Origin of the sequence: Alteromonas sp. 07-89-2 (genome assembly GCF_013113925.1) — a bacterium.
In the GTDB taxonomy this organism is placed as follows: domain Bacteria; phylum Pseudomonadota; class Gammaproteobacteria; order Enterobacterales; family Alteromonadaceae; genus Alteromonas; species Alteromonas macleodii.
On sequence record NZ_VTYM01000006.1, the window covers coordinates 139849 to 146271 of the forward strand.

Genomic DNA, 6423 nt, shown 5'->3' on the forward strand with positions numbered 1-6423 from the left:
GCGCTGTGAAATTGCAGCGTGTTTAAGGCCTTAACGTCCAATACATGTCTAAAATAGACCATTCACTCTTTTCAGCGCACGAGCATGCTCTCGATGATAATTTCGGAGATTGCCCCGAGTGCGGTAAACCTCTTCATATAAAGAACAGTAAATCCGGCCCTTTTATTGGGTGTACGGGCTATCCGGAATGTAGCTTTAGTAAGCCACTTCACGATAAACAAACCACCATACTGAAAACCTTAGACGGTGTAGCCTGCCCTGAATGCGCATCCGACTTAGCCATAAAGAAAGGGCGGTTTGGCATGTTTATCGGCTGTACCAATTTTCCTTCATGCCATCACATAGAGCCCATTAAAGAAAAAGAAGATACTTTGGTGGATTGTCCAAAGTGTAAGAAAGGGCATCTAATCTCGCGTACTAACAAATATGGCAAACAGTTTTTTGCGTGCAACCATTATCCACAATGTCGATATGTGCTAAATTTCACGCCGGTTAATGAAAGCTGCCCAGACTGCGGTTGGGGAGTATTGATAGACAAAAAGGGACAGTTACAGTGTCCTCAGCCTAGTTGTGGCTTTAAAAAGTAATTATACGAACAACTAAAGAAGAACTATACGTAGAGATTAAAACCATGTCTGATATCCAAAATGGGAACGTAAACACGTTTACCCCCGTTGAGGCTAACTCACCTGAAGTAGACCCTGTTGTTGCCGCATTCCAAGCTGGCAGTTTAATCGTTTATCCAACCGAAGCGGTAATGGGCATCGGATGTGACCCCGACAATGAAGCCGCTGTAAATGCGCTTTTAGAGATAAAACAGCGACCGGTAGAAAAGGGCGTGATATTGATTGCAGCAAACTACAGTCAGCTACTGCCTTATGTTAACGACAACGCCATTCGCCCTGACAGACGCACCGATATTTTTTCGAGCTGGCCAGGCCCTAATACTTGGCTATTACCTAAGTCGTCATCTGCGCCAGTTTGGTTAACCGGCAAGCATAGTAAAATAGCGGTGCGCGTAACTAATCACCCTGTAGTAGTGGAATTGTGCAACAAGTTAGGTAAACCGTTAGTTTCTACAAGCGCTAACCTGACCGGCCAACCGCCAGCCATCACCACTGAAGAAGCAAAAGCCGTATTCGCTGATTCCGTTTTCTATGTCGAAGGGGAAGTAGGCGGTGCAACTAAACCCAGTACCATTCGCGATGGTGACACAGCAGAGGTAATAAGAGCATGACATCAGCAGAATTACTGGACGGTAAAAATGCCGCTGAAGTAATAGAACAAGTAAAAAGCTATTTACTAGGGCTGCAAGACACCATTTGCCAAACCCTTGAACTTGCCGATGGTAAGGGCCAGTTTGTTGAAGACAGCTGGCAGCGAGAAGAAGGTGGCGGTGGCCGTTCTCGAGTACTAAAAAATGGTGCGGTGATTGAACAAGGCGGCGTTAACTTTTCTCATGTGTTTGGCAGTCAAATGCCGGCTTCAGCAACGGCTAATCGGCCTGAGCTTGCGGGAAGAAACTTTCAAGCAATGGGTGTATCACTCGTTATTCATCCACATAACCCTTATATCCCAACGTCACATGCTAATGTTCGCTTTTTCATTGCAGAAAAAGAGGGCGAAGCACCTATCTGGTGGTTTGGCGGCGGCTTCGACTTGACGCCATTTTATCCGTTTAAAGATGACGTTTTACACTGGCATGATACTGCTAAAAAATTATGTAAGCCGTTTGGCGATGATGTTTACCCTAAGTACAAAAAGTGGTGCGACGACTACTTTTACTTAAAGCATCGCAATGAAACTCGCGGAGTGGGCGGTTTATTCTTCGACGACCTGAATGAATGGGGCTTTGAACAGTCATTTGCATATATGCAGGCTGTTGGTAATGGCTTCATCGATGCTTACGTTCCTATTGTTGAACGTCGTAAGCAAACCGATTTCGGCGAAAGAGAGCGTGATTTCCAACTTTACCGCCGGGGCCGTTACGTTGAGTTTAACCTTGTATTCGATCGAGGCACTTTATTTGGACTGCAAACCGGCGGGCGTACTGAATCAATTCTAATGTCGATGCCGCCGCTCGCGCGCTGGGAGTATTGTTATACACCTGCACCGGGTAGCGCCGAAGCCAAGCTGACAGACTGGTTAAAACCTACTGATTGGTGATTATTTGTTAAATAAGGCTCCGCTTAAATCCTTACGCGGACCGCCAATAGCAGCTTTCATCTTTAATGACTAAAAAACGCCGTATTAACGTTAATGCGGCGTTTTTTTTGATCTACATCAAGGTGGAATATCATCTGTGTTTCCGTGAGTTATCAAACTTGCGCTGGATCAATGTTTCTCTTAACCACAGGCGTAAAGTAGCGCCATCTTAGTTAAACACAAAAGAGACACATCATGCGCAAACACTTTTTATCTGCATCTGCACTTTGCCTTACACTTGCTGCACTCTCACCTTTAGCTAGCGCTCACCAGCAGGGCGACTGGATTGTTCGTGGCGGTCTTACCACCGTTGCTCCTGACGAATCGACGTCTAACATCGTCGCGGGTGGAACTGATCTTGGCGTGGCTCTTAATATCGATAACGATACTCAGCTAGGTTTAAATGTAGCGTACTTTATTACTAACAATATTAATATCGAGCTGCTTGCCGCAACGCCCTTTAAGCACGACGTTAATTTTTCTGTTGCTGATCCGTTAGGGACGGGTAATCAGCTTGGTGAAGTCACGCATCTTCCTCCTACGCTTACCGCAAACTACTATTTTAATGATGCCAGCTCTGCGTTTCAGCCATACATTGGTGCAGGTATCAACTATACCTTTATCTTTGATGAAGAGTTTACAGGTGCGAATGAAACAGCTGGCTTAAGCGACCTATCGCTTGATAATTCATTTGGCTTGTCAGCACAGGTGGGAATGGATTACCAAATTGATACCAAATGGCATGTTAATGCATCGGTTCGATTCATTGATATAGATACCGAAGCAACCTTCAAAGTGGGTGATGCTGCTGGAAAGGTAAGTGATATTGAAATAGATCCTTGGGTGTATACCTTATCGGTGGGTTACACATTCTAATTATTAGTTCCACGCCTTATTAACTATTAGGCTTTCACAATTGCACTACTCTATGCGCCATAAAGAGCGTAGACAGTAACAGGGGAGTTGCGCGTTAAAAGGTTAATCCTTTCAACGCGCTTTTTTATTTTGTATTCACCATGTGATTGGCAAGTTGATCAAGTGCGTCTATCAACTGTTGAGCTAAGGCGATATCTTCAACCGTTTTAAACATGGCTTTTCGCATGCAATACATCCACTGAGCTTTTAACTCCGGTGTTACGGTATAAGGTAGATGGCGTGCACGCAGACGCGGGTGGCCATACTGCTGCTGATAATCATCAGGACCACCAAGCCATAAACTTAAATATAGAAAGAACACGTGGCGAATTCTGTCTAACGGCTGGGGGTGAATAGCTAGCAGTTCATTGGCGAGTGGATCGGTTTCCATTATGTCGTAAAACGTATTTGCTAATTCCCGTACTTTCTCCTCTCCACCTATACGTTCATATGGTGTACTCTGCGAAGCACGATTATCGCTTTTCTTCTTTATATTAAATAAGTCTCGTATTCCCATGAAAAAATTCGCTGTATTCGGAAATCCTATTGCACAGAGTTTATCACCAACTATCCATCAAATGTTTGCTGAACAAGTGGGAGAAAAGATTTCTTATGAAAAGGTACTTGCGCCAGTAGACGGTTTTGTAGATGCCGCCAACGCGTTTTTAGCTCAGGAAGGCGCGGTAGGTTGTAACGTCACCATGCCTTTTAAGCTTGATGCATTCAACTTGGCAAAGGTAGATGACCAAGCAGCCAAAGATGCACAAGCTGTTAATACGCTAATGAATGGTGACAGCGATGAAATATGGGGATTCAACACTGATGGTGTAGGGCTGGTAAACGACTTGCTTAACAGCGGTGTGGAAATTAAGGGTAAGCGCGTGTTGCTTATTGGTGCCGGCGGCGCAGCCCGTGGCGTAATCTCCCCGTTATTAAAAGCAGGGGCCGCCTCTTTAACCATCACCAATAGAACCAAAGCGAAAGCAGAGGAAGTGGCAAGTGCCGCTTCAAGCGCTAAAGTGCAGGTGGCTGCGCTTGAAGATATCGCAGATGTTGCGCCTCATATTATTATTAATTCAACAGCCGCCAGTTTGAGCAATGAATTGCCGTGCCGCTTAAATGATGGTGTTTTACAAAACTGTGAAGTGGTGTACGACATGGTTTATAAAAACTCACCCACGCGCTTTATGAGAGATGCGGCCGAACTTGGTGTCAAAGCGCAAATAGATGGATTAGGGATGCTGGTTGAGCAAGCGGCTGAAGCTTTCTACATATGGACACAAAAGCGCCCCGATACTTCAGATATTGTAAAACGTGTCAGGGCTATCGTTGAGCAAGATGAGAAGCGAAACTAGTTCGCTTCTTCTAGGTACTCATCTTTCAATACAACATAGTTAACGGCAGACTGTTTCAGGAATGCCATTTCGGCGTCGTTGAGCGGTCTTTTCTTTTGCATGGGGTTCCCAACGTAAAGAAATCCGCTTTCTAATCTTTTGTTCGGCGGTACTAATGTACCTGCACCAATAAACACATCGTCTTCAACAACAACACCATCCATTACAATAGCGCCCATGCCAACGAGAATTCGATTACCCAACTGGCAGCCGTGTAGCATACACTTATGCCCAACGGTAACGTCCTCACCAATAATAAGTGGGAAGCCGTTGGGGGTTTTCTCAGATTTACGGGTAACGTGTAAAACACTGCCATCTTGAATATTAGAACGGGCACCAATACGAATTTTGTTCACGTCGCCACGAGCAGCAACCAGCGGCCAAATACTCGCATCATCTTCTAAAACTACATCACCGACGATTCTTGCCGAGCCATCAACATAGACATTCTTTCCTAATGTAGGAGAAACACCTTTAAAACTATCAATCGATTTATGCATTACACACTCATATATATTGCGCAGAAAGTGAATTACGCAAACTCTAACAGCAATACAGATGACTTGGTACTAGTAGGGTGGTTACAGAGCCTACCTGTAATGCTTTAAGCAACAGGTAACTATCCATACGTTGCAACACGCGAAGAGGAGGGTAGTAAATCACAAGGAGAAAAATGATAATGTAGCTTGCTAATAGAATTTATCGAGACATTGTAATGCCCAAGCGCTATGTATTTTTCACTGCCCTTTCCTATGCGTATCCTATTTATAGACCACTACAAGAGGCCATTAGGGCTAGAGGTGACGAAGTCGCGTGGTTTTTGGAAGGAGAATGTGCCGATCTATTGAAGCCTGATGAAATTCGCCTTCACACTATTAATGATGTTGTTGAATACAACCCCTTAGCCATATTTGCGTGTGGAAATATCATCTATCACTTTTTGCCAGGTATAAAGGTATCAGTCTTTCACGGTTATCCGATTGGCAAGCGAGGGGAGAAGAGTAGCGCTACAGATGATCACTTCTCTATTCGCGGGTGGTTTGATATGTACTGTACTCAGGGGCCAAGTAGCACAGAGTATTTTAAGCAGCTTGAAGAAAAGCATCAGTTTTTTAAAGTGTATCAAACAGGTTGGGCGAAAGTGGATGACTACTTTTCTTCATATAAGAAGGAAAACGATGTTCCCACTATTCTCTACGCCACCACTTTTTCTAAAGGCATTACCTCTGCTCCTGTACTTGTCGACACAATAAGTAAGTTAGTGAAAGAAAAGAAATGGAATTGGCGTTTAACATTTCATCCCAAACTCAACGATCAAGCACTATTAAATAGATATCGTGCGCTGGCAGACGAAAATAGTAACGTTACCTTTGTCGATAATGTTCGTCTTGAAGACTTTCAGCAATCAGATGTCATGTTGTGTGACAGCAGCTCTATAATTTTAGAGTTTATGATGATGAACAAACCTGTTGTCACTTATCGCAATACAAACCCTGGACAACATTTACTTAATGTCACAGAAGTAAGCGAAGTAGAAAACGCCATTGAAACAGCATTAACGCGACCAGCATCATTAATGAAAGAGGTTAACGACTTTGCCCATTATCATGAAGCCTATAGAGATGGACGTAATTGCGAACGTATTTTAGATGCAGTCGATGACTTTAATAGTAACTATAAAGGTAAGATAAAAGCTAAGCCGCTTAACCTTTGGCGCAAGTTCAGGTTAAGGAATAAGCTGAAATACTGGAAATAGTTGGTATTTTGAGCGTTCAAAACGAATATGACACTTTTTTTAAAATAAGTGTTGACGTGAGCGCTCATTTCCCTAAAATGCGCATCCGCTTCGGGGGAAAAGCAAAACAGCAAGCCTCCTGAAGTAAGTCTCTACTACCTTTATAGGCCAGTA

The 6423-nt window shown here is 43.8% G+C and carries 8 protein-coding genes; 6 read left to right on the top strand and 2 right to left on the bottom strand.

Annotation, left to right across the window (positions count from 1 at the left end):
* Positions 1 to 44: 44 nt before the first annotated feature.
* The 4 genes from F0261_RS06515 (at position 45) to F0261_RS06530 (ending at position 3081) form a co-directional block, all read left to right on the top strand.
* The gene (locus F0261_RS06515) at positions 45 to 587 is read left to right on the top strand and encodes a type I DNA topoisomerase (RefSeq protein ID WP_014975256.1); all 543 of its coding nucleotides are present in this window, start codon (positions 45 to 47) and stop codon (positions 585 to 587) included.
* Positions 588 to 631: 44 nt separating this feature from the next.
* Positions 632 to 1237 (top strand): Sua5/YciO/YrdC/YwlC family protein, encoded by a 606-nt coding sequence (locus F0261_RS06520; protein WP_014975257.1) that lies wholly within the window; start codon positions 632 to 634, stop codon positions 1235 to 1237.
* Positions 1234 to 2166, top strand: a complete 933-nt coding sequence (gene hemF / locus F0261_RS06525; protein WP_052247444.1) for an oxygen-dependent coproporphyrinogen oxidase — start codon at positions 1234 to 1236, stop codon at positions 2164 to 2166. Before F0261_RS06520 ends, hemF begins: the two co-directional genes overlap by 4 nt.
* A 234-nt stretch (positions 2167 to 2400) precedes the next feature.
* Positions 2401 to 3081 (top strand): OmpW family outer membrane protein, encoded by a 681-nt coding sequence (locus F0261_RS06530; protein ID WP_171337511.1) that lies wholly within the window; start codon positions 2401 to 2403, stop codon positions 3079 to 3081.
* Positions 3082 to 3205: 124 nt separating this feature from the next.
* Here F0261_RS06530 and F0261_RS06535 read toward each other — a convergent pair whose 3' ends face one another.
* Positions 3206 to 3637, bottom strand: coding sequence for a group II truncated hemoglobin (locus F0261_RS06535; RefSeq protein WP_014947737.1), 432 nt, complete (start codon positions 3635 to 3637; stop codon positions 3206 to 3208).
* Here F0261_RS06535 and aroE point away from each other — a divergent pair.
* Positions 3636 to 4475, top strand: coding sequence for a shikimate dehydrogenase (gene aroE, locus F0261_RS06540; protein ID WP_171337512.1), 840 nt, complete (start codon positions 3636 to 3638; stop codon positions 4473 to 4475). The two genes, F0261_RS06535 and aroE, sit on opposite strands and share 2 nt — an antisense overlap.
* On the opposite strand, the gene F0261_RS06545 is transcribed toward aroE, so the two are convergent.
* Entirely contained in the window at positions 4472 to 5014 is a 543-nt protein-coding gene (locus F0261_RS06545) for a gamma carbonic anhydrase family protein (RefSeq protein ID WP_156077638.1), read from the bottom strand. The two genes, aroE and F0261_RS06545, sit on opposite strands and share 4 nt — an antisense overlap.
* 344 nt (positions 5015 to 5358) lie before the next feature.
* Between F0261_RS06545 and F0261_RS06550 the strand changes: the two genes are divergently transcribed.
* Positions 5359 to 6270: a UDP-N-acetylglucosamine 2-epimerase gene (locus tag F0261_RS06550; RefSeq protein WP_171337517.1), complete on the top strand. Its 912-nt coding sequence runs from the start codon at positions 5359 to 5361 to the stop codon at positions 6268 to 6270.
* Positions 6271 to 6423: the final 153 nt, after the last annotated feature.